The organism is Marisediminitalea oceani, assembly GCF_003731635.1.
Lineage (GTDB): Bacteria > Pseudomonadota > Gammaproteobacteria > Enterobacterales > Alteromonadaceae > Alteromonas > Alteromonas oceani.
In genome coordinates this window covers 114123-138074 of record NZ_RCUA01000002.1, presented here as the reverse complement: position 1 = coordinate 138074, position 23952 = coordinate 114123, and the positions used below count along the sequence as shown (strand labels likewise).

The following is a 23952-nucleotide window of genomic DNA, read 5'->3' as shown; positions in this document are numbered from 1 at the left end:
TGTAGTGGCAGACTAAACCCGAACACTGTTTTAAGTGGTAGCATTACACTTAATAACGAGGTGTTCAATGAGAAGACAAAGACGGTCATTCAGTCCGGAATTTAAACATGATGCAGCGAGCCTGGTGCTTGATCAGGGGTGTAGTGTACCCGAAGCAAGTCGCGCGGTAGACGTTCATGAAAATACTCTGCGCAAATGGGTTCAGCAACTTGAGTCTGAACGAGGCGGTAGCACGCCGAAATCAAAAGCCCTGACACCAGAACAGCAACGCATTCAGGAACTTGAAGCTCGCGTGAATAGGCTGGAGCGAGAAAAAACTATTTTAAAAAAGGCTACTGCACTCTTAATGTCCGACGACCTGAAATCCACGCGCTGATAGACCGGTTGAGGGTGCATGAATCAACAGAATTGGTCTGTTCAGCGTTAGGTGTTGGTGTCAGTAGCTATTACGAGCGACGAAAGCGCCACCGGCTGATTGGCGCTAAACGACGTATTCTGCGCGCCAGAGTGAAGCGTCTGTTCGATAGAAGTCGTCAGTCCGCGGGCACTCGAACACTTGTTGATATGCTTCGCGATGAAGGCATCATCATGGGCCGGTTCAAAGTAGGCCGGCTAATGAAAGAACAAGGGCTGATGAGCAAGCAGCCGGGTAAGCACGCATACAAAAACGTGCAGGTTGAGCGGCCAGATATCCCTAATTTACTGGACAGGCAGTTCAACGTGCAGCAGCCCAACCAAGCTTGGTGCGGTGATATCACCTACATCTGGACTGGCTCAGCCTGGCATTATGCAGCGGTCGTGATTGACCTGCATACTCGACGGGTAATCGGCTGGAGTATGTCACATCGACCGGATGCGGAACTTGCCGCGAGAGCTTTAGATATGGCTTACGAGCTGAGGGGTAAGCCAACAGGCGTGATGTTCCACAGCGACCAGGGCTCGCAGTACGGGGCTCGTAAGTTCAGACAAAGGCTGTGGCGCTATAAGATGGTTCAGAGTATGAGTCGCCGGGGGAATTGCTGGGATAATAGCCCGATGGAGCGCGTGTTCAGAAGTCTCAAATCCGAATGGATGCCATCAACCGGCTACCATTCGCCAAATGAAGCAAAACGAGATGTGGGTTATTACCTGATGAATTACTACAACTGGGAAAGACCGCATCAATTTAACGATGGGCTACCACCGGCAAAAGCGGAAGAATTAGCCAAAAAGGTGTCCGGGTTTTATTGACCACTACAGACCGTTTGTCTTTCTGTTTTTGCTTTTATATAAGTGAAGGGAAGCCTCGATACTAATCGATACTTCTGGCCTTATTAAATTCTAATAGCAAAAAAGGACGGTACGCCTTATGGAACAAAGCAAAAACTTTATCTGTGTGCCGAGGTTTATAGACTCTCTGCGCTGTCTAGCCCGCTAATTGTGGTAAGGGCCAACACCAGTAATCTACTTTTTTCTAGGTCATCTTTACGTCTCCTATGTTTGCAATACTTTTAGGCGTACCGTCAAAAGTTGCTGAGCTGGGAATATGTCGCGATCACATTACCTCTCAACAGGAAAAAATTGTACTTCAAATATGATTTTCAAAATCACGTAAATTATGCTGTAAAATTTTCCTGGCATGAGACTACTTAGATATAGCTGAGTCGCACCAACACTGCTCCACACTGCTTGTGGTTCATGAACTCAAGTGGGAACACTATTGAAAATACGGTTATCCTCAACTGTGCTTTCCGCTGACTCGATGCACATAGAGGAATGTGTGTTAAAGTTTCATTGTTTATCATCGCGATACTCAGTGTTTCTTGAAGCTAAGTGAAGTGGACATAATAGAAAGGGAGCCTGTTGGCTCCCTGAGGTCACTTGTTCAGTTTTAATCTAACAACCCCAATGCCTTTCCTGCATCACGAAATCCATCTAACCTTATTTGCACTTCCTGCCATGGGAGCTTTTTGCAAGCTTTTTCAATTATCCTTTCCCCAAATATTAAGTACTTTAAGTTTAAAAAAACTTGACGCTAAAAAATATTAAAGTCATTGTTTATAAATACTTACCAATATTCATAACGGTATAAAGGCCATTGCAATGGAACTCATAGTTCCTGGTAGTTTGTAAAGGAGTACACATGTTACAACGTAATTTCACACATACACTTTCCATAATCATACTCTCTGTTTTTCTTTCTTCGAAAAGTTATGCAACCCTCATCACTCACGAGAGTTATTCGCGAGACTCTAACGATATTGTGATCAGAGGAGGGGGACTGGAGTGGCTTATGTGGAACCAAACTTATGGATTATCCGCACACGAAGCCGTGGCAAGATACGAATCTAAAGGTTGGTCGATAGCAACAAACTCTCAAATGGCAAACCTATTTAACTCTTTTAAGCTCGGTGAAACAGGTTTTCCTCTGCCGTACCCACGCTCTCCCTTTGTATCAGATGAAAATGCAGATCAGTTGATTGGTCCTCATGGGGATTCACAAGATGCAAATAACTCAGCGGCAATTGCGTTCATTAAACTGTTCAGTGATCAAGAATTAGATTTTCAAGCGGGAGTAGAACAAATACATGCTCATGCTTATTTTGGAGATGATGAAGATAATGATAATAAAATAAATAGGGCTTCTGTAAATCATGATCATTTTCGTGATTTTGGCTTTATTGTAAGTGATATTGGTCTTTCTAGTGACAGATTTGGCTACACTGAGGCGCTTCCGTCATCTACTGGAACGGCACTAGTTAGAAACATCAATGAAGTTAATAGTCCAAATAGTTTATTCTTACTAATTATGGGCATGCTCTTATCAGTATGGTACAGGAGAAAATAGGTTTTATGATTGGTTGGTTTTGATTTTCGGCGGTGCTTTAAGAGTGCTAAATGTTAGCGCAAAGGAAGTCATAGGGTGTCAGGGGGCGGAGGTTCAAATCCTCTCACACCGACCAATCTCTCCCTCGCTTTCAGCGATATCCCATTACTACATCAAATACCTTATCTGGACTGCTGAAGTTCGTTTTTCGCTTGTTTAAACTTTGCCATATCCGCGATTAGTTCTTGATATTGTTCGAGAAGTTCAGGATTTTCGGTCAAGAGCTTTAGCAAATGCTCAGTAGCAGCTCTTTTCTCATTTTTCACCAGTTCTTTTACGCCCGCAGAAGTCGGTAGCGGCTCAATTATACCCCGGGTATCCTGAGCTTTAGGGATCATGGCGATCTGAGTTTCATATGCAATTGCAGAGAGCTCGTATTGTGGGTAGCAAACCTTGCGAGCAATATGGCTACCCGATGGCTTTTCTATTCTGCATCTGATTTTGAACTCTTTTTTATCTGTTAAGGCATTGTACATGTCGTAAAACGCGAGTTCGGTCTCCACCAGTTGTTTTCGGTAGTAACTCAAGGGCCGTTGACCAACAACATCCACTACTTCTATATCATCTGGTTTCTCTTCACTCTGAGAATGTACAAAAGTGCTAAAACCCAACAAAATAAATGGGATTAAACCGAGGCGGGTGGCTAGAGTAACAGCGTTGTTCATCGTTACTTCCTTGTGATATTTATAAAAAGTACTAATCAGTGTTCAGGTTAAATGTTTCTAGCCGAACCACCTGCTCGTTGTGACCGAAAACAACGTTAACTACGCTGTTCACCATGCTGAAAGTGCTATCTGAGTGTGTTGTTTTAGGATAGCTGTAAACGAGCACATAGGCATACCTAGGGTCGTGAGGATAGCGCTCGATACCGGAGGGATCGCCCAGTACCCTTAAAACCTGCGATTTGCTATCACCAGTTTGAATTTTCTTTACGTTATCAGTTTTGAAAAGCGTACTGTCTTCGACAAAAGAACTGCCAAACTGATAACCAGTCAGAATGTCTTTGTTGTTAAAGTTAAAAGTCTGAAAGCGGGTTGCCACCTCATCAGGATTAACCGCTTTGGCATTGCGATTGTGGTAAATATAGTTGTAGGCCGTTCCCTGGTATAAGGCGTTGGTAGTGTTTGGTTTACCCATACGCGCCAGAATGTCCTGAGCAGTTGTTTCTCCAGGCCTTATCTGCGGCTCTTCGAGTTTTTGAAAATTTCTGCCAATGGTGGTGACGCAGCCTGTCAGCAGTAAAAGAATAAAAATGAAGCCGTAATGACGAAGTTTCAGTAAGTCCATGTTCTGCTATATCGGGGCAATCAATATTGCTTATATCTATAGCACAGACTCCTCACTGCGGGTCATTTTTATTAAAAGATATTAAAGGCACTGGGATTAAACAGCTGGATCACGCTGATAAGTTGCATGTTGGTTTCATCCAGGGCTTCTTCGGCGTCGTCTTCTGTCAATTTTAGTGCGGCCAGCAAAGCCGGGCCAATCGGTGGGTATCCTACGTTAATATCGGCATTCACATTATCCTGCGCCAGCAAATAGGCTTGCTTTACGATTAGTGCGTCGGTATCTAACTGACTTAGATCGGTTTCCAGTAACGAAGCGATAGGGCGGTAAATGCTTGGTGGTAACCCCCAGTCTTTAATCAGCGCTGCAGAAAAATCGCAATAGGTAAAGCCCATGACTTCTTTTTGCAGATAGATGGAGGAGGTGTCTTTATCGGTATTCAGGCAACGCTTAGCCATGTCGGGCGCCACTTTTATCATGGCCAGTTCGCCAATGTTATGCAGTAACCCACTCACAAAGAAACGCTCTGATTCTCGGATTCGCTTTTTTTCTGCCAGGTGTTTGGCCAGTAAGGCACAGCTTACGCTTTGCTCCCAGAAGCGGTCGATATCGATAATGGTTGTTTCAACGGTTTTCAGGGTGTGTGAAACACCGTAGGACAAGGCTAAGTCGTAGGTGGCGCGGGTGCCAATAACCTGTACCGCTTTGGTTACCGTTTCGATGGGCGAAGTAAAATTATAAAGCGCGCTGTTGGCAATTTTTAGTAACTGCGAGGTGAGCGTGGGATCAAAGCTGATAATTTCAGCCACGTCGTCGAGGCTTGACGAATCATCATCGATACAGGCTTTTAACCGGGTTACTGAGTCCGGTAATACAAAGACGGATTCCGCTTGTTGCACTAATTGCGCTAGGTTCATACTTCGCTTCACTTTTTGTTCATTACAGTAATCAGTGGCGCTTACTGCTTATCCGTCACTTCAAACAACTCAAACTTTAATCAAAATACGTGTTCTCTGAAGCAATTAGAATGGGTTAATTACAACTTAGGAGTAATAAATGATACTTAATCAGCTGTTTGCGACCGGTATTCTTCAAAGTCTGATAATAAATATAGTTCATATTTTACCGGCCAATGGTGCAACCAGTATGAAAATAGTTAATTTATAGCAGCGGGGCCGCCGGCGGGAGAATCGCGGGCTTGCTACGGTGAGAAAAATGGGCTGCCTTGGAGTTTACGACAACCCGCTTGAATCAGTTTTCCAGTACGTAAATTTCACCGTCAATCAGGCCCTGAATAGTGAGCTTCTGGCTCGACAGCGCATTAAGATAATTGATGTGTTCGGCTTCTATGGTTTGTCCCGGCACCAGCAACGGGATGCCCGGCGGATAGGGGGTAATAAGCGCAGCCGCAATTCGGCCTACACTGTTTTGCAGCGGCACCATTTCTCTCTTCCCAAAGAATGCATCAGAAGGTAGCATGGCCAGGCTGATAGGAGGGATCTTACTGGGTAATTCTTTCTGGCGACTACTTTTACGTAATGACACATGCCCCGCATCGAGCTTATTCAACGCGTTATACAGGCGTACTATTTTAGAGCGCATCCCGCCAAAGGTTAGTAACACCAGTAGTGTACTGTGGGTAAACTTTTCGATCTCCAGGCCCACTTCATCCATCAAAAAGCGGTGGATTTCCTGATTGGAGTAGGAAAGCGCAGAGATATCTATCAGAATTTTAAGCGGATCGTGGCCAATATTATCCGCCTCAAAATGGCTGAACATCTGCCGGAAGTCGTCTTTGCCTAAAATACGGATACGACTAAATTTAGCCGCCTGCTCCTTAAATTCCCGCACGTGATTAAGCAGGTTATTAATAACCTTAAAGCCTTCCATTTCCAGCTGTTTACGGCACACATCCAGCGACGCGATCAGATGGTACTGGGGAGAAGTACTGGTATGAATGGCGTAAATTTCTTTAAAGAAATCCTTGTCGAAGTCCGGATCGTTTATGTGAATATATGAAGCCTGCGAAAATGCCGAAACCACCTTGTGAGCAGAGTGGGTAACGTAATCTGCGCCGGCATTGATGGCCGAGTACTCGCGGTATTGCGGATGAAACAGCGAATAAGCAAACCAGGCTTCATCAATAAAAACCTTAATATCGAATTGGTGGGCGTAGTCTACAACCTGCTTTAAATCTGTCAGCAGGCCATCGTAGGTGCAGCCAGTCAGTACTATTAGTTTGGCGTCTTTATTGTCGCTGATAAAAGCTTTTAGCTGGCTCAGCGAAGGTGGCGCAAAAATACCGTATTTAGGATCCAGAATGCTGTCGAGGTACAGGGGCAGGGCACGCGCCTGCACAATACCGTAGTGCACGGATTTATGGCAGTTTCGGTCGACGATAACTTTATCCCCCTCCCGTAGCAGGGTTTGCAGGATAATTTTATTAGACGTGGAAGAGCCGTTAGTCACAAAGTAAGAGTGTTTAACTTCAAAGGTATTAGCTACCAGGTTTTGCGCTTTACCGATGGCGTTGGTACCGTCAGATAATGAGCCTAAAGAGTCCACACTGACCGATAGATCACTAATAAACATGTTGCGACCGAAGAACTTATAAAAGTCGTTGATGTAGCTTGAGCTGCGGAAACTGGCACCACCACTGTGCCCCGGCGTGTGCCAGGAGTCATTGGTTTCTACCGCATACTTCTTATAGGCCGTCCAGAACGGTGTTTCGCTGCGATCGTCAAAGTCATTGATGATGTAAGCCAGGCATGACTCCGGATCCGAGGCAATATCGTGCAGCGCAAAAAACGCTTCAATTTTGCTCGAACGACTAACGATATCAAAGCCCACTTCATCTTCACCGGTCACGTATACCGGTACTTCCAGACGTCGGGATTTAATCGCATCGATAATGGATGAATCGCGCAGACTGTCGCCAAGGGTTTCCCAGCTTAATAATACCGCCTGGATATCGCCATCACTGTCGAGTTCGGTGACCGCCGCAGACTCCGAGTTAACGGCCAGAAACTCTAGTGATAAATCGCTGCGGTCGAGCACCGAAACCACCGATTCCAGGTACTGTTGGGTGGTAATCAGCCGGGGTTTATTGTGATCAATAATCAACACTTTTAAACATGGCGTCGCGGTCACAGGGGTTCCTTCTTCGATGATTGCTAAAGGTTTTTTATACCAGAGCGGTGATAGTCTGGCGCAGTTGTCTGAGCGTAATATACGCTATTTTTCACGCTTGAAAAGCGAACAATGCCGGGCATCACTAAAAAGCTCCAACCGGTTTCAGGCCTGCTGAGAATGAAGCTGAATCCTGAGGATTGTAAACTCTGCTGGCCTGATAACTGCCATACCAATTTCGATGTTCATTAGGCCCTGATGTACATCGTTGGCAGTCATTGTTGTGCCCAGGCCACAACGTACATAAAACGCATCATCGGGGCTGGCGGCGGTTAGTGCTCCAAGTTTCCATAAGCTGATAAGGAATTGCTCAATCGAATGCGTAACCCGAGCCCAGGTATTGGCATCGTTGGGCTCAAATATGGCCCAGCTGAGCGATTTTTGCACCGACTCCTGTACCATATTGGCTAAACGCCGGGTGCTGATGTAGCGCCATTCGTTATCATTGCCAGCCAGTGTGCGGGCTCCCCAAATACGAACTCCACGGCCGCTGAATTCCCGGATTGCATTAATGGATTTACCGGTAGAAGCATCGGTATTTAACGCCTCATTTGCAGTGTCAGAAATGCTTATCATCGGGTGTTTGATGCCACGCAGTTGCACATTCGCCGGGGCTTTCCATACGCCTTCAGTGGCATCAACCAGGGCAATGGCTCCGGCTAATGCAACAGAAGCCGGTAAGGAAACATAAAGATCAGCCAGCAGAGAATCAATAACCTTGAATAGCGCGGGATCGTCGTTTTTTACCTGGCTGAGCTGGGTAGTCTTGCCGTTATCGAGGCTTACCGTTATGTGTTGATGGTAGCGGGCAGATTGCCAGCGTTGAGTGGTGGTTAAAAAAGGGTAATAACACGCGCCAGAATCAAGGTGTGTGTTACCCAGATATGCGCGGTTAGTGCTTAACAGAGATGCGCTTAAAGTTTTATCCCCGTCGGGCAAGTCGAACAGTGCCATACGGTCGGCTAAGCGGTTGCATTCCGAGAGCATAAAATTGACTAACTGCTGATAGTCGGCTGCTGCCAGTAACACGCTCTCAGGTGCAAGCAGCAGGGTTATTGCATCCACCTTTGCCGTGACCTGCACGCCATCATAAAGGGCTGAAAGGGTTAGCGGTGTTTGATAGTTACCTGTCGATACCACATAGCATTCACCACCGCCGTTATCAAAAAACAGCCTGATGGCATACCACATCATCTGGCAGGGCAGCACTGGCGATGTATTTTTTAACACTATTCCAGCTGGCGTGGATGTGAGTTCCAGATGCAAAGGCTCAGCTTCACTTTGCCCGAATAACCGGCAGTATTCCTCAAATGAGGTGATTCTTGTTGGAGTCAGATGTAAGTCGCCATCTTTCTGGCGCGCGGCGCTTTGCGTGTGCCCAATAAACGCAGGTACCGCTGTAGGGACGGCAACGATACTGGTATTAATCGTGGGGATTTCCTGAATATAAACGCCGGGATGCTTAAACTTGGGCATGGTATTACCCCGTGGGTTGTTGAAGTCGGGTATCGGTACTGTACAACGCAACCAGCCTCGAGAAGATAGCATAGCATAAAGCGGTTGAAGGGTTAGTTGCAGAGTTTGAGACGATTAATTCCCACAAAAATTCGGTGAGAGAATTCATTCCAACATTGCACCACGTTTTTTAGATTAATAGCAGTACATGACGTAATGAAGTTCCGCGTGATGAGATATCAACTCAAGGAAAACAATTATGAAAATACTGGCACTGCTCTGCATTTTTTTATCAGGGGCTGCTCTCGCTGCAACGCAATCGGTAGAGATTACAGATAAAATCAAACGTGAACGAACCGGTAAATCTGAGACTAAATATATTAGTAAGTTTGCCCAATGGGGTGATAATGAGGTCCTTGTTCGTTACACCGATACAGAAGGAACCCGACGTCATGCGGATGTAAGCCTGGGTTTTCGCTATCTGATGACGAATACACCGGTACCGCAAGGAAATAAAGCTGAGTATGCTGTCGCAATAGCTTATCAGGGAGAGTTCGATTTTTTTGCACTAACTCGTAATTCCAGTCCAGTGGTAACCACACGTCATAATCCCAGCATCTTCTACACCAGAATTTGGGACCCGGAAAAAACAGGTTTGTCATCATGGTTTATTTCGCTCGAGCATGAATCAAACGGTCAGGTTACCGACACATTGGAGAGGCTGCAAAGTGAGTTAAGTGCCTTTGCTCTGGATTATGAGGGGGACGAAGACGTATCAGAATCCGATATATTTGAAATGGCTCAGCAGACTATTAGTCGTTCTAATAATTTCGTCGCTTTTGGTGCGAACTACCAATTGGGTATAGGAGGTCATGAGGATTGCAGCAGTCGTTTCAATTGTTTTTCGATCTTTGCCAAAGTAAGACATCAACTCGATAAAGAGCCTGAAGACGAGATTTGGTGGCGGGAAAGAGTAACTGCGGAATTAAAAGACTATGTAGGTACTGAAATAGATATCAATGCACCGTTCCTTATCGGTGATGTGGATACAGCATTTCGTATTACTTATAGAACCGGGCAACTTATTGGGGGAAGTCCTTTTAAGCGGAATACATTCGATCTGCATTACTATATTGATGTTCCGATAGGGCGTGGTATAGCCAGCTTATTTAATCTGCCTGAGTTAGAACTTTTTGCGGTGCCCATGGTTGTGAGGTATCACAATGGCTACTTGGATGAGCTATATAATTATTCGCAAAAAGTGAGCTATCTGGCGCTTGGTTTACACGCCAGATATTAAACTTCTCGTCGGTTTAGCAGTCGCTGTCTAAAACAGTGATGGTAGGACTGCCGCCCTCGGTTTGGGCCTCTTCGTAGATCACCTTGCAGTTTTCGGTTGAGCCTACACCACTTGGCAGAATTGCAAACTGATCGGTTTCGGTCACCGCGGCCGGGGCTGAATCAGTAGAAACGCCAATGCGGAAGTCGGTATTGTTACCACTGCCGCTGCCGTTGATGTCGGCCCAGGCGCTTAAGTTTGTCACCACGTCACGAATAGCTGGGTAGCCATATACCGTGTAAACCGTGCTACCGTTAATTTGCAGGTTGTCGTCGTCAGAGCGTTGAATACCAGCGATAGCCGCTTTGGCATACACCAATTGTGAGCCGCCTTGCAGGGCCGATTTTACCCCTTGCAGCGTAGCTTTGCGGGCATCCCCCTGAAAATCAATAAATCGTGGCGCTGCAGTCACCGCCAAAATACCCAAAATCACAATAACCACAATCAGCTCTACTAACGTAAACCCTTGTTGTTTCATGTTTAATCCCTTACTACCTGGTAAACTTCTAAACGTGACTGCTATTAAATCTTATCCTCAATTAAAATACCAGAGTCTTAATAACTTCAACGAGTTAACTTTGAGTTCTTGCCTTGCCAGTCGTGGCGAACTGCTTATTAATCCATACAGGCTGTGTCAAATAACAAGTTTAAAGCTTAATTGTACATGAGATAATCAGAAAGCTGACGCGAACGAATTTGTAACTGGCACTTATACCCGGTAGATTGATATAAGATGATTAAAAAAAGGACAAGTATGTCAGGGACTCCCTCCTACAATGTAGTGGTATTCGCCCATAACGAAGCGCGGCGGATCACGCGCTGTCTTGAAAGCATTCTGGCGCAAGCCGGTGAGGGGTTGCAGTATATCTATGTGTTGGTTAACGGCTGTACCGATGATACCGCTGATGTGGTGACACGGCTGAGTGCCAACCAGCCAGAAGTTATTGGTGTGTGGCTGGACAGGGCTGATAAAGCTGCCAGCTGGAATCATTATGTGCAAACGTTATCCGGTGATGCTGACTATCATGTGTTTGTCGATGGTGATATTTATCTGGCTGATAATGCGTTGCCAGCGCTGTTAGCGCCGTTAAAGAATACTTCGCATGTGCTCGCTACTGCGGCGGTGCCGGCAAATGGTCGCAGCCGGGTAAAATGGCTTAGTAATATGCAGCGCTGGGGGCGGCTGGCCGGGGCGCTTTATGCCCTGAGAGGTGAGCTGGTTAACGAAATACGCGAAGAGGCCATCAATCTGCCCGCCGGGCTGATTGGTGAAGACTTTCTGGTAACCTGCCTGACCAAAGGCAGCATTGAATACCAGCAGTTATTTGCACCCAGTAAAAGGCTAAAGGTAGTGCCCGCGGCGCAGTTTTATTTTGACGGCCTTCGCGCTACCAACTGGCGGCACTGGCAGGCTGCGTTTAATCGTCTGGTGCGCTATCAGGTTCGCGAACATCAGCTTAAATTGCTGTTCCATTACATGCAGGATAAACAGCCCTCACAGATGCCGGGCGAAATTACCGCGCTTTACTCTGAACTGGCCCACCTTATTCGTTACCAGTACAGGGGCCGAAATACACCGATAGACATGCTGGCCATTCGGTATATTAAAAATCATAGCTGATACTGCTTTACTGGCGAACCAGGACGTTAGCATGGTCGAATATGCGCGCGGGCTGCTGTTTTATTAGTTCCAGGGTGCTGTCGGATACCGTTGACCGGATGCCGGTAATGCCCATCCAGGTATCGCGATTACGGCGTTTGGCACCATACAACGCCGCATCCGCTATGCCAACGGTGCTCTGCCAGTCGAAAAAGCTATAACGTTGCTGGTGCAGTGGGTAAGCAGCAAAGCCTACGGAGCAGGTTACCCTTAAGTGCGTGTGCCCGTTGATATTCATATCACTGGCATTCACGGCGTTAACTATACGCTCTGCCAGCAGGTAAGCCTCTTCCCGGGGCGTATCCTGTACCACCGCCAGAAACTCCTCGCCACCCCAGCGCACCAGATAATCACTGTCACGGAAAATGGCCGACAACCGCTTTTGGGTTTCTACCAGCACCGCATCACCGGCCTGATGGCCATGGTTATCGTTAATCCGTTTGAAATGATCCAGGTCGATGATAAAAAATAACATATCCGAATTATTATCGGGGTGCGTATTAGTAGCTTCGCAGTCTTTGTAATAACGATGTACTCGGCTGACATCGCGCTGCATGTTCTGGTTTAAAAAACGCCGGTTATGTAAACCGGTCAGCGCGTCAGTTAAGCTGGCTTTTTCCAGGGCAAGTGCCTGTTCACTGAGTTTCTCATTAGCAGTTAGCAGCTCAGCCGTGCGCTCGGCAATTTTTTGCTCCAGCACATTCTGGCGATGCCGGTAATGGCGCAGACCTAACTGATGTAAAACAAAAATAGCTATGGCCAACAATAACAAGCTGGCCATGCTGGCATAGATAGTCTGATACCACGCGGGTAGCACGGTAAATCGCTGGCTAAGCGTTGTGCTTTGCCAGGTGGTGCCGTTGTCGGAATATTGCAGTTCCAGTGTGTACTCGCCCGGAGCCGGATCGGTGAGCGTCACAATCCGGTGATCGGCATCGAGTTGGGTCCAGTTATTTTCACTGCCTGCCAGGCGGTAACGGTATTGCAAATGTTCCGGATCAAGGTAGTCCAGCGCGACAAATTCAAAAGAAATACGTTTGGGCAGCGCACTGATTTCAATATGAGCCTGGGTAGTCGCCGGATGAACCTTGTGGTTATCTGCGGTAATTATTTCCAGTTGCGTAAAGTTAAGGGATAAAGGGGGCTCCTGGCGGGGTAATGCTTGCGGAGTGATGATGGTCAGGCCATTTTTACCGCCGAACACCAGATCACCCGCTGCTGTTATTGTTGCCGCGGCACGAGAGTAGGGGCTGTTTACTGCACCAGGTCCGGCAGTTATTACGCGCAGCAGTTTTTGCTCAATATCAATGGCCGCAATGCCACGTGACGTGCCTACCCATATCTGCTTATCACTCTCACCGGCGATGGCCATTACATTATCACCGGGCAGTCCGACGGCAGTAGTAAATTCAAGCCAGCGGTTATCGGTAGTGTGCACAAACAATCCGGCGCCGCTGGTTGCCACCCAGAGCTGACCGAGACTATCGGCATATAAGTCGGCAATAAATTGTTGTGCCAGGCGTGGATGATTGACCGCTTTGATATCTTCACTGTTAAGTAACCCATTAGTAAGCCTGCCGTGCAGTAACCCTTGCCAGCTGCCTACCCAGAGTGAATCGGGTGTTGCCAGCAGTGATGCCACGCGACGCTCACTAAAATGCTCGGGCAGTAACTGAACGGTAGGCTCAGTCGCTGTTGCAGGCTGTTGCCATAAACCATCGGTGCCGCCTATCCAGAGAGCTTCAGACGAGCGTGCCAGAGCGGTAGTAAAGGTTGATGCGTTTCTGCCATCTACGTTAAGCGGTAATGGCTGTTTACTGCCTGGAGGGATAATCACCGACGCGAAATTAGCCGAGGCGTAGAGATTTCCCGCCGGATCGGCAACTAACGTTTCTACCGGATCAGTACCATTTTGCCACAGTTGCCGGGTGGTGCCTTGTTCAGCAGTGAACTCCTCCAACCCATGTTCACCGGAACCCACAATCAGTTTATTTCCTATCGCCTGAACTGAATGGACCTTTCGATTCATCAGGCCCTCGGGTTGCCCGCTGTCACCAAAAATATGTGAAACGGCAACATCGCCGGCATCATAAACATTGAGCGTTGCGCCACTGCCAATCCACACCAATCCTGTGGAGTCGCGAAATAACGACCAGATGTCATTATCGCTAAGGCTGGCCGGTAATAAACGATTGTGTCTGAAGCGGCGTGTTGTCTGGTTGGCTAAGTTAAGCTCAATCAACCCATCACCAAAGGTACCAATCAGTAATACATCGGGGCGAATTTCTGTCACCGTAAACAGCCACGGGCTGTCATCCTCTGCGAGTGTGTAGTTGCTAAAACCGGATGATTCAGACTGAACAAATAAGCCCTCGGCAGCGGTGCCAACCACGAGCTTTTCCTCTGTGGTAGTGGTAATCGAGCTGACCCTGATACCCGCAGGAAAGTCTGGTTCAGCTTGCAGTGATGCAAACCTGCTATTGGTCAGTTCACTTCGATACAGACCTTTGTCTGTACCTACCCAAAGCGTACTAGCCTGGTTTATATGGAGTGCGTGGATCCGTGTCTCGGGCGCAATGTGGAGCTGTTCAAGTTGCGCAGATGCCGTATCAAACTGATAGAGCGCACGATCGCTGGCGAGTATCACGATGTCAGTGTGTGGCAAGCTAACCACTGTGCCAGCCTGCACGGTTATGTCCTGCAGCTGGTCGGGCGCAACAGCGGTAAACGAACTTGTGCCAGGAGTGAGTCGGAATAAGCCGTTGCTGGTGCCAATCCAGATACGACCTTTGGTATCGCTAAACCCATGGTTTACCTGAGGAGCGGGAGCTTCGTTATCCAAGCCTTCAAATTGCGCGCGGACCAGTGATTTTGAATCCCAGCGCCATAAACCGTTGGCGGCAACCAGCCAGATAAAACCCTGCTGGTCTTCCAGTATGGTATCAATCTGCCCTTCAAGCGGGGTGGAGTTGCCTAACGGCGCAAGAAATACCGGCTGCGCGTGGGTTTGCCACGAGGTCTCACTGGCGTGGACTACAGCGCACGCAAATACCCCGAGCCAGAGCAGGCCCAGTGGTTTTAAAAGGCGTATAGAAATAGACAAAGCACGCACCACAATCATCACTACTTTGCTTGCAAAATACCCGGCGAGAAACGGTGCATTCACAACTGTCGAAAAATTAGTCCTTAAGTATAAGGGGTAAACGTGTGCCTGCCAATCCATAGAGGCTGCCGGAAAAAAATAAATAGCGCTGTCTTTTGGTAAAGAAAGTAAATGAAATCAGCCATTAGAGCATTTAAAAATGATCATACGCGGGTAAAAACCAGTACAAATCAGGTGTTTTGTATTATTTAAAGGATTGGTATGACAGCGAAATCGAATTTAGACGAGTTTAACGAGTGGATTGAAAACCGGTACCCGCACCACCCGGAATTCTTACAGGCCACCAAAGAGCTCGCTGCCGATGTAATGCCGATTTATAACGCGCATGCTGACTACAAACGCTACAACGTGCTTAAACGCCTGAGTGAGCCGGAGCGGGTAGTGCACTTTGCCGTGCACTGGATGAACGACAAGGGCGAAGTAGAAGTTAATCGTGGCTGGCGGGTGCAGCACAGTGGGCTTATTGGCCCTTATAAAGGCGGCTTACGCTTTCATCCCACGGTTAACGAATCGGTACTGAAATTTCTGGCTTTTGAGCAGTCGTTTAAAAATGCGCTTACCGGCCTGCCTATGGGCGGTGCAAAAGGCGGCTCAGAGTTTAATCCCAAAGGTCGCAGCGACAATGAAATCATGCGCTTTTGTCAGGCTTTCATGCAGGAATTGCAGCGCCATATTGGCCCGCGCACCGACGTACCCGCAGGCGACATTAATGTAGGCGCCCGCGAGATTGGCTTTTTATACGGCCAGTACCGGCGCATGCATAACGAGTTTGGCGGCAGCCTTACCGGCAAAGACATTGATTTTGGTGGTAGCCATGTGCGTACCGAAGCCACCGGCTTTGGCTTAATTTATATGCTGCAGTGTGTGCTTAAACATCACGATGACGAGATTGAAGGGAAGCGGATAGCCATCTCGGGTGCCGGTAATGTGGCGTTGCATGCTGCGCTCAAAGCCGCAGAACTGGGCGGCACTGTTATCAGTTTATCTAACAGTCGCGGTAGTTTGATTAAGGAAGAAGGCCTGAGCAGCGCAGACATACGCTGGGCCATAGAAAACCGTATGAACGAAGATAATATTCTTACCGCGCTGGCCGATGAGCGCGGTGGTAGCTGGTTCAAAGGTGAAAAGCCCTGGGGTTGCGCCTGCGATGTGGCCTTGCCGTGCGCTACCCAGAATGAATTGGATGAGCCGTCGGCTAAACGCCTGGCAGGCAATCATTGTAAATACTTACTGGAAGGGGCCAACATGCCTACCACCCATGAGGCCAAAACGTTGATCGCCGATGCTGGTATTGTGTTTGTACCGGGTAAAGCGGCTAATGCCGGGGGCGTTGCAATGTCGGGTATGGAGATGTCGCAAAATGCTGCTTTTGAGCGTAAAACCTTCGCCCGGCTCGATGATGAACTTAAGGCTATCATGACCTATATACACGACCGCTGTGCCGAAGAAGGTAAAGAAGACGATAGGGTCGATTATGCCAAAGGCGCTAATATCACGGCCTTCAGGCAGCTTGCCAATGCTATGGTGGCCCAGGGTGTTTAATCCCTTTAACACCACGCATAAAAAAGCAGCGCACCAAGCGCTGCTTTTTTGATTGAGCTGCTGTAAAAAACGCTTACTCGGCGCTCAGAGACGCCATGTCGATAACGAAGCGGTGCGCCAGATCGCCCTTAGCCAGGGTTTCAAATGCACCGTTGATTTCGTCCATTTTAATCATTTCGCAGTCAGGATAGATATCGTGCTCTGCACAGAAATCAATTACTTCCTGAGTTTCCTTGATACCACCAATTAATGAGCCCGCGACACGGCGACGGCCCATTACCAGAGGTGGTGTCATCAGTTCTTCCATCGGGCCAACCTGACCAACAATAACAATAGTGCCGTCGATATCCAGCAGTGGTGCATATTGCCCTACATCGTGCTTCACCGGAGCAGTATCGATGATCAAATCGAACGAGTTCGCAGCGGCTTTCATTGCATCTTCGTCGGTAGAGACCAGAATGCCCTTAGCGCCCATGGCTTTAGCTTCGGCTTCTTTTTTGTTAGAACGGCTGATAGCTGTTACTTCTGCACCCATGGCGGCAGCCAGTTTAACGGCCATATGACCAAGACCGCCCAGGCCAATTACGCCAACGCGAGTGCCTTGTTTAACCCCCCAGGTGCGCAGCGGAGAAAAGGTAGTGATACCGGCACACAGAATTGGTGCGGTTTTCGCGAGATCCATGCCTTCTGGTACGTTCAGAACAAATTCTTCACGTACTACAATGTGCTTGGAATAGCCGCCCTGTGTGGTTTCACCCGAGATACGATCCGGAGCACCGTAGGTGGGAGTCATGCCGTTACGGCAGAACTGCTCTTCATGATTGTGACACTGGTCACATTCCTGACAGCTGTCTACCATACAGCCGACCGCCACGTTCTGACCCACTTTGTAGTTTTTCACATCGTCACCAATAGCGGTAACAACACCAACAATTTCATGACCCGGAATTAAAGGGTAGGGTTGCGGGCCCCAGTCACCGTTTACCGTGTGTAAATCTGAGTGACATACACCGCAATATAAAATTTCAATTGCAACATCATTGGCGCGCAGATCACGACGCTCGAAATGATATGGTTTCATGTGAGCATCGTCTGAGAATGCAGCGTAGCCAACTGTTTTCATAGTGTTACCTCTGTCTTTAGTTTTTAAAAAAGTGCTTTTTTAGCCTAGGCAATAGTATGCAATAAGCAATGCTATTCCCGCCTGCCTAATCCTGTTTTGCTATTGCCTGATCGTGTGGGATTAGCTTTGTATACCTGTATCTGTACTGCCAGATGGGTACTTTTGATCAGTAATTCAAGGTAGGTATCGCAGACAGATTCTGGTTTAATGGCGCGCAAAATATCAGGGTTTGTGACTATTCAGAGGAGACAGCAGTGACTTACAGCAATCAGCAAGCACTTATCGAACAACTAAACACCGCACCGGAACACATCAGTTTTAATGATGTGATTGCTTTCATCGACGAAAACTTCGTTTTTACGCCCACGGCGTTTACCAACGGAAAAGTGGAGAATGAAGCAAATCAGAACAATGGTTCCTGCAAACTGCTTGCTCTGGGGCAATACCTCAGGCTAACCAACCAACAAACCCTGGCCCTTTTTGGCAGTTATTATCGCGACGATGTACTCGGCAATCCTGGTGGCACAGATCACGCCAATATTCGCAATTTTATGCAAACCGGTGGCGAAGGAGTGACTTTTGAGGTGTTTCCGTTAGAAGCTAAAAAATAAAAATTAACAACCAGCCTGGACAATGGCAGGCGTTGCTACAGCCTGCATTAGCGCCACCAATACATGCTTTTATGTGAGTCGTTGAGCCAACATTACTACATTTTTATGATGTTTTATCAATGAGATAGGGATAGTATAGCAATGGGGTGCCGGTGTTCTTAATAAGACTGGCCCGATGTCACTTTGTTTTTACTTGTTGTATTTAAAGGTTTAGCCCTTGTATTCATCTATTAAAAAGCATTGGATTCTGGCTATCACTTGTTTGTTATTATCCCGCTGGGTGATGGCTGGTGAAACATTTACGTTTGCTGCTGAAGACAGCTGGCCGCCGTTTGCCATGGCGGACGGTAGCGGACTGTCGCGCAATATTATTGAGCAGGCACTTTCTTACAGTGGCTCAACCGCCTCGTTTATTACGGTTCCCTATGCCAGGGCATTAAAGATGGCCGAAAATGGCCAGGTAGATGGCGCGTACAACGTCACACTCCAACAAAATACCTTACAACGATTCGTGTTCGGTAACGAGCCGTTGTTCCAGGCTAAAGCGTCATTTTATTACCCCAAAGACTCTACCTTTAACTATGCCAGTGTGGATAAATTTCCCGGTGGCATAAATATCGCACTGATTACCGGTTATGAATATGGCGATAGCTATGAAGCTCACCGCAAGCGCTTTAAAGAGGTAAGGGTGGCCAATCAGCGCCAGATTATCAATATGCTGCTGGAGAACAAGGTGCATATGGCCATTATGTTCGACGCTGTGGCTTCTTATACGCTGGCCGCTATGCAACTACCGCAGGACGCTATTCGCAAAGGTGAAGTGAATCATATCAGTGATATCTATGTTGCGTTCTCGCCCGAAGCGGAAAATCTCGAGGCCAAAATTGCCCTGTTTGACGAAGGATTACGGCAGTTAAAACAGGAAAATAATACCAGGGAATAAAGCTGAAGGAGTGTTCAGACAGTAATTCTGCTCCTGCATGCTTCCGATTACTGGTTTCTTGTTTACGTTAATTTAATATCAGCTTAACAATGTCGCTTTTCTTCTTATCCTGTTGATTGCTTTTATTCAGGGAATTAAGAGGTTTTGATGGCATCCTGCGTTGCACGGTTTTTATTGTTTGTTTTTTTGTTTGTGTCATTGCCTGGTTATGCACAAGTGCGTGAGCGCATCAGTTTTAATGACAACTGGCGATTTTATAAATATTCCCCGACAGAAAAAGCAGATGGGCTTATCTACGATGTACGGCCGGCTATTAACGGCTACGATGATTCGATTAATGCTGATGCGAAACCTACCGACGCGGTGAAAATTAACGCCACGCAGCAAGTACTTAAGCCCTGGATAATGCCCACGGGCAATGCATTTATTGGCGATACAACCAGACATCATCCACGCCCGGCGGGCAAGCCGGGGGCTGATTTTGCCTTTGTACAAACCAATTTTGATGACAGTAACTGGGAAGCGTTGAGTTTACCTCACGACTGGGCGATAAAAGGGCCATTTTACACCGGTAACAATCCGGAAGTGGGCGGCGGTATGGGGCGGTTGCCCAGTCACGGTGTGGCCTGGTATCGCAAGCAATTTAAGCTGACTGACGACGATGCAGGCAAACAAATTTATCTGGATATAGATGGTGCTATGTCTTACTCCATGGCGTGGCTTAACGGGCATTTAGTCGGGGGCTGGCCTTATGGGTACAGTTCATACCGGCTTGATCTTACGCCTTACCTGAATTTTGATAGCGTAAATCAACTGGCAATCCGCCTCGATAATCCAAACAATTCTTCGCGCTGGTATCCGGGCGGTGGCATCTATCGAAATGTCTGGCTGGTAAAAACGTCTCCTGTTCATGTGGATCAATGGGGCACTCAGGTAGTCACGGAGAATGTGAGTACTGAGTCGGCGGAAGTGAAATTAACCCTTAAGGTTAAAAACGCCCAAACAAGAGGTCAGGCAGTGCGCCTGGTAAATGAGATTTATCAGGCGAACCATGTTGGAAAACCTACGGGAGCGTTAGTCAGCAAGTTTGCCACCGGGCACGCCATGATTGCGGGTAACCATAGCGAAGCGGTTACCAGCACAGTGACCGTCTCTAATCCCAGATTATGGGGGCCCGTACCTTCGCAAACGCCACATCGTTATGTCATTGTCTCGCAGGTATACCAGGGCGAGAAGCTGGTGGATGAATATCACACGGTCTTTGGTATACGTAAAGTAGAGTTTGACCCCAATCAGGGAGTGCTGGTCAATGGCGAACATATTGCTCTGCAAGGGGTTAATCAACATCATGATCTGGGGGCTCTGGGTGCAGCATTTAACGTACGTGCGGCACAGCGTCAGTTAGAAATTCTGCAGGAAATGGGCGTCAATGCTATTCGTATGGCGCATAACCCACCGGCGCCGGAATTGCTCGCCCTTACCGATAAGATGGGCATTCTGGTACTCAATGAATCCTTCGACAGCTGGTATAAAAAGAAAACACCTCATGATTTTCATCTGATATTTGCTGACTGGCACGAACAGGATTTACGTGCTCTGGTGCGTCGTGATCGTAATCACCCGTCGGTGATCATGTGGTATATCGGCAACGAAGTGGGCGAGCAATACACCGGTGAAGAAGGTGCTGAGGTAGCTCTGAAACTGAAAAGTATTGTTAAGCAGGAAGATCCCAGCCGGCCTGTTACCGCGTCTAAAAACTGGGCGAAAGCCGATTTTCCGTTTTCAGCTGCGCTTGACCTGATTAGCTTAAATTATCAGGGCGAGGGGATCCGTCAGGCGCCGGAGTTTGAAGGCACTAACCGTATTCGTACACCGCCGTCTTATCCAGAGTTTCACAAGGCCCATCCTGATAAAGTGATACTATCGAGTGAAACCGCCTCTGCATTTAGTTCACGAGGTATCTATTTGTTTCCGGTAACACCTGACATGAGCTCACCCACACGAGACGGGCGGGGCGGGGACTCATCTATTCATCAGGTGAGCTCCTATGAACTGCATGCTGTGGATTTTGGCTCTTCCGCAGATAAAGTATTTAAATACATCGATACTCACCCCTATGTGGCCGGACAGTTTGTGTGGAATGGGTTTGATTACCTCGGTGAGCCAACCCCTTATTATTCTTCGCGCAGTTCATATTCAGGGATTGTTGACTTGGCTGGCTTTAAAAAAGACCGCTTTTATCTATACCAGAGCCAATGGCGACCAGACCTGCCCATGGTGCATATTCTGCCACACTGGAACTGGCCTGAGCGCGTTGGCAAAGTCACGCCGGTACATATTTTTACTTCCGGCGACGAAGTTGAGTTATTCATCAACGGACAGTCAATGGGACGTAAGAAAATGGCAGAGTTAACATACCGGATCCGTTTTGATGATATTCGTTACGAGCCCGGAGAGGTCAAAGCTGTTGCCTATAAAAATGGCCGTAAATGGGCTGAGCAAACCATTAAAACCACCGGCGAAGCGGCAGCTCTGCGCCTTAGTGCCGACCGCAGTAACATTACTGCTGATGGCAAAGACCTGTCTTTTGTCACCCTGGAGGTCGTCGACGCAGCCGGGAGGGTTGTTCCTACAGCCACTCAGCAGATTGACTTTTCGGTTAACGGTGCTGGCAAGCTGGTGGCTACTGACAATGGTGACTCGACCAACTTCACGCCATTTCCCTCTGCAACGCGAAAAGCGTTTAGCGGCAAAGCGCTGGCCATTGTTAAATCTGCAGATTCTGCCGGTGAAATAATGATCACTGCAAAAGCCAAAGGTTTAGCACCGGCAACAATAGTGATTTCCGCCGAGTAACATTGAATCACCGTGTTCGGAAACATCTTCTTAAGCTGACTTAACTAATTAAGTCAGCTAAGAGGCTGTTAAGATCATGGCGGCGGCCGTGTATGAACGGCTGCCACTTTCTAACGGTAAGCTAAACGGTCGATTTTATGGATCTGGTTGACTGGTGAAATGGTTTTGTATTTATAATGAAATTCTCTTTACCACCGATAGGTTACTCTAATTGTTAGCGTTTTTGGCGTTCTTAAAAGCACTGTAGAACAGTTACTTGTCTATTAACATAAAAATAACACTTGCCAAATGGAGTGAATTATCCGATTATTTATCTTAATCGATTAAGTTCTTGTGAGTGTTGTTATGAATCGTTCAAATGATGTCCAGTTGATTACCTATGTAGACCGTTTAGGCGGTGGTGACATCAAGGCGTTAAATGCGCTGTTTAGTAACCAGTTAAAAGGCGTGTTTGGCGGCGTGCATTTATTGCCTTTTTTCTATCCTATCGATGGCGAAGATGCTGGATTTGATCCCATCGACCATACCGAAGTGGATAGCCGGCTAGGCAGTTGGCAGGATGTCGGTGAGCTGGGTGAAAATATGGACATTATGGCCGATATGATTGTTAACCATATGTCGGCACAAAGCCCTCAGTTTCTGGATGTGTTAGCAAATGGCCAGTCATCGCCGTTCTGGCCGCTGTTTCTGACCCGCGACAAAGTCTTTGCGGCAGATGAACACCAGGATATCGCAAAAATATATCGCCCGCGCCCCACGCCGTGTTTTACCGATATTACCCTGCAAAATGGCCAAACCGTGCCGTTCTGGACCACATTCACCTCTAACCAGATCGACATTGATGTCGCCTCCGAGGCGGGTCAGGCGTATCTTGAAAGAATCTTAACCGCGTTCGAGCGCAACAACGTGGATCTTATTCGTTTGGATGCAGCCGGCTACGCCATTAAAAAGCCGGGCACTAATTGCTTTATGCTGGAAGAAACCTTTGATTTTATCGAAGACCTCAGCCAGCAGGCCCATAGCCGCAATATGAAGTGCCTGGTTGAGATACACAGTTACTATAAAACTCAAATTGAAATCGCCAAGCGCTGCGATATGGTGTACGACTTTGCTATGCCGCCACTGGTACTGCACAGCCTGTTTAGTGGCGATCCCTCTGCACTGGCTAACTGGTTGCAAATTTCGCCACGCAATTGCGTTACAGTGCTGGACACTCACGATGGTATCGGCATTGTGGATGTGGGCCCGGAAGGTGATAAACCCGGGCTACTTAATGCTGCTCAGATTGATTCACTGGTTGAGCAAATTCACGTAAACAGCAATGGCCAGAGTCGCGAGGCGACCGGCGCGGCGGCCAGTAACCTGGATTTATATCAGGTAAATTGCACCTATTACAACGCGCTGGGCGCCAATGACCAGGCTTACCTGATTGCTCGTGCAGTGCAGATATTCTCGCCGGGGATCCCACAGGTGTATTACGCCGGACTCTTTGCTGCCGAAAATGATATGGCATTGCTGGCCAAAACCAATGTGGGCCGTGACATCAACCGCCCTTATCTGGATGAACAGGCCGTCAGTGAGTCACTTGAAAAGCCCGTAGTCAAAGCATTGATTGCGCTGATTCGATTACGTAATTCGCTGGCCGCGCTGGCAGGTGAATTTAGCGTTACACAACAGCAAAATATCCTGCGCCTTAACTGGCAGGCAGAGCAGTCTGCCGCGCAGTTAACGGTAGATTTTGCTTCATTGGTGGCGTCTGTCACTTATAACGAAGAAGGTCTCGAGCGCCACGTAGATGTGTCGGTTGATGGCCTGGCTCAAAGCGCTGCGGCCTGATTTTAACTTTGCTCCTATCGGCCGCACTCGCGGCCCGTTACTTATTTGCTCTCCTTACTACCTTTCTGGCTAAGCTCTTTAG

The 23952-nt window shown here is 47.7% G+C and carries 17 protein-coding genes; 9 read left to right on the top strand and 8 right to left on the bottom strand.

Annotation, left to right across the window (positions count from 1 at the left end):
• Positions 1-67 precede the first annotated feature (67 nt).
• Both D9T21_RS00775 and D9T21_RS00770 read left to right on the top strand, forming a co-directional pair.
• Positions 68-1230 (top strand): IS3 family transposase gene (locus D9T21_RS00775; RefSeq protein ID WP_105936981.1). Its coding sequence is split into 2 segments (ribosomal slippage): positions 68-323 and positions 323-1230, totalling 1164 coding nucleotides; the frame shifts between segments, so codons are not numbered across the junction.
• 892 nt (positions 1231-2122) lie between these two features.
• The gene (locus D9T21_RS00770) at positions 2123-2827 is read left to right on the top strand and encodes a hypothetical protein (RefSeq protein ID WP_123323291.1); all 705 of its coding nucleotides are present in this window, start codon (positions 2123-2125) and stop codon (positions 2825-2827) included.
• A gap of 161 nt (positions 2828-2988) precedes the next feature.
• Here the strand turns inward: D9T21_RS00770 and D9T21_RS00765 are convergent, their stop codons facing one another.
• The 5 genes from D9T21_RS00765 to D9T21_RS00745 form a co-directional block, all read right to left on the bottom strand.
• On the bottom strand, positions 2989-3531 hold the full coding sequence (locus D9T21_RS00765) for a hypothetical protein (protein WP_123323290.1): 543 nt from the start codon (positions 3529-3531) through the stop codon (positions 2989-2991).
• 31 nt (positions 3532-3562) lie between these two features.
• Positions 3563-4153, bottom strand: coding sequence for an outer membrane protein assembly factor BamE domain-containing protein (bamE, locus tag D9T21_RS00760; RefSeq protein WP_123323289.1), 591 nt, complete (start codon positions 4151-4153; stop codon positions 3563-3565).
• A gap of 71 nt (positions 4154-4224) precedes the next feature.
• The gene (locus D9T21_RS00755) at positions 4225-5070 is read right to left on the bottom strand and encodes an HDOD domain-containing protein (RefSeq protein WP_123323288.1); all 846 of its coding nucleotides are present in this window, start codon (positions 5068-5070) and stop codon (positions 4225-4227) included.
• A gap of 334 nt (positions 5071-5404) precedes the next feature.
• Complete coding sequence (locus tag D9T21_RS00750; protein ID WP_465252556.1) at positions 5405-7303, bottom strand: aminotransferase class I/II-fold pyridoxal phosphate-dependent enzyme; 1899 nt, start codon at positions 7301-7303, stop codon at positions 5405-5407.
• A 144-nt stretch (positions 7304-7447) separates the two neighbouring features.
• Entirely contained in the window at positions 7448-8818 is a 1371-nt protein-coding gene (locus tag D9T21_RS00745; protein WP_164464537.1) for a phage tail sheath family protein, read from the bottom strand.
• A gap of 238 nt (positions 8819-9056) precedes the next feature.
• Between D9T21_RS00745 and D9T21_RS00740 the strand changes: the two genes are divergently transcribed.
• On the top strand, positions 9057-10097 hold the full coding sequence (locus D9T21_RS00740; protein ID WP_123323286.1) for a hypothetical protein: 1041 nt from the start codon (positions 9057-9059) through the stop codon (positions 10095-10097).
• Between the two features lie 13 nt (positions 10098-10110).
• On the opposite strand, the gene D9T21_RS23090 is transcribed toward D9T21_RS00740, so the two are convergent.
• Complete coding sequence (locus D9T21_RS23090) at positions 10111-10614, bottom strand: prepilin-type N-terminal cleavage/methylation domain-containing protein (protein WP_123323285.1); 504 nt, start codon at positions 10612-10614, stop codon at positions 10111-10113.
• A 276-nt stretch (positions 10615-10890) separates the two neighbouring features.
• On the opposite strand from D9T21_RS23090, the gene D9T21_RS00730 reads away from it, so the two are divergent.
• Positions 10891-11757, top strand: coding sequence for a glycosyltransferase family 2 protein (locus D9T21_RS00730; RefSeq protein ID WP_164464536.1), 867 nt, complete (start codon positions 10891-10893; stop codon positions 11755-11757).
• Positions 11758-11764: 7 nt separating this feature from the next.
• Here the strand turns inward: D9T21_RS00730 and D9T21_RS00725 are convergent, their stop codons facing one another.
• The gene (locus tag D9T21_RS00725) at positions 11765-14899 is read right to left on the bottom strand and encodes a ligand-binding sensor domain-containing diguanylate cyclase (protein WP_164464535.1); all 3135 of its coding nucleotides are present in this window, start codon (positions 14897-14899) and stop codon (positions 11765-11767) included.
• A gap of 261 nt (positions 14900-15160) precedes the next feature.
• Between D9T21_RS00725 and gdhA the strand changes: the two genes are divergently transcribed.
• Entirely contained in the window at positions 15161-16501 is a 1341-nt protein-coding gene (gdhA, locus tag D9T21_RS00720) for an NADP-specific glutamate dehydrogenase (protein ID WP_123323282.1), read from the top strand.
• Positions 16502-16574: 73 nt separating this feature from the next.
• Here gdhA and D9T21_RS00715 read toward each other — a convergent pair whose 3' ends face one another.
• Positions 16575-17624, bottom strand: coding sequence for an NAD(P)-dependent alcohol dehydrogenase (locus D9T21_RS00715; protein WP_123323281.1), 1050 nt, complete (start codon positions 17622-17624; stop codon positions 16575-16577).
• A 254-nt stretch (positions 17625-17878) separates the two neighbouring features.
• Between D9T21_RS00715 and D9T21_RS00710 the strand changes: the two genes are divergently transcribed.
• From D9T21_RS00710 to gtfA, 4 genes are all read left to right on the top strand, one after another.
• Positions 17879-18235, top strand: a complete 357-nt coding sequence (locus tag D9T21_RS00710; RefSeq protein ID WP_123323280.1) for a HopJ type III effector protein — start codon at positions 17879-17881, stop codon at positions 18233-18235.
• A gap of 217 nt (positions 18236-18452) precedes the next feature.
• Positions 18453-19178 carry a substrate-binding periplasmic protein gene (locus D9T21_RS00705; protein WP_123323279.1) on the top strand — a complete coding sequence of 242 codons (726 nt, stop codon included), beginning with the start codon at positions 18453-18455 and terminating at the stop codon, positions 19176-19178.
• Between the two features lie 147 nt (positions 19179-19325).
• Positions 19326-22034 (top strand): beta-galactosidase GalB, encoded by a 2709-nt coding sequence (gene galB / locus D9T21_RS00700; RefSeq protein WP_123323278.1) that lies wholly within the window; start codon positions 19326-19328, stop codon positions 22032-22034.
• A gap of 345 nt (positions 22035-22379) precedes the next feature.
• The gene (gene gtfA, locus D9T21_RS00695; RefSeq protein ID WP_123323277.1) at positions 22380-23870 is read left to right on the top strand and encodes a sucrose phosphorylase; all 1491 of its coding nucleotides are present in this window, start codon (positions 22380-22382) and stop codon (positions 23868-23870) included.
• Positions 23871-23952 lie beyond the last annotated feature (82 nt).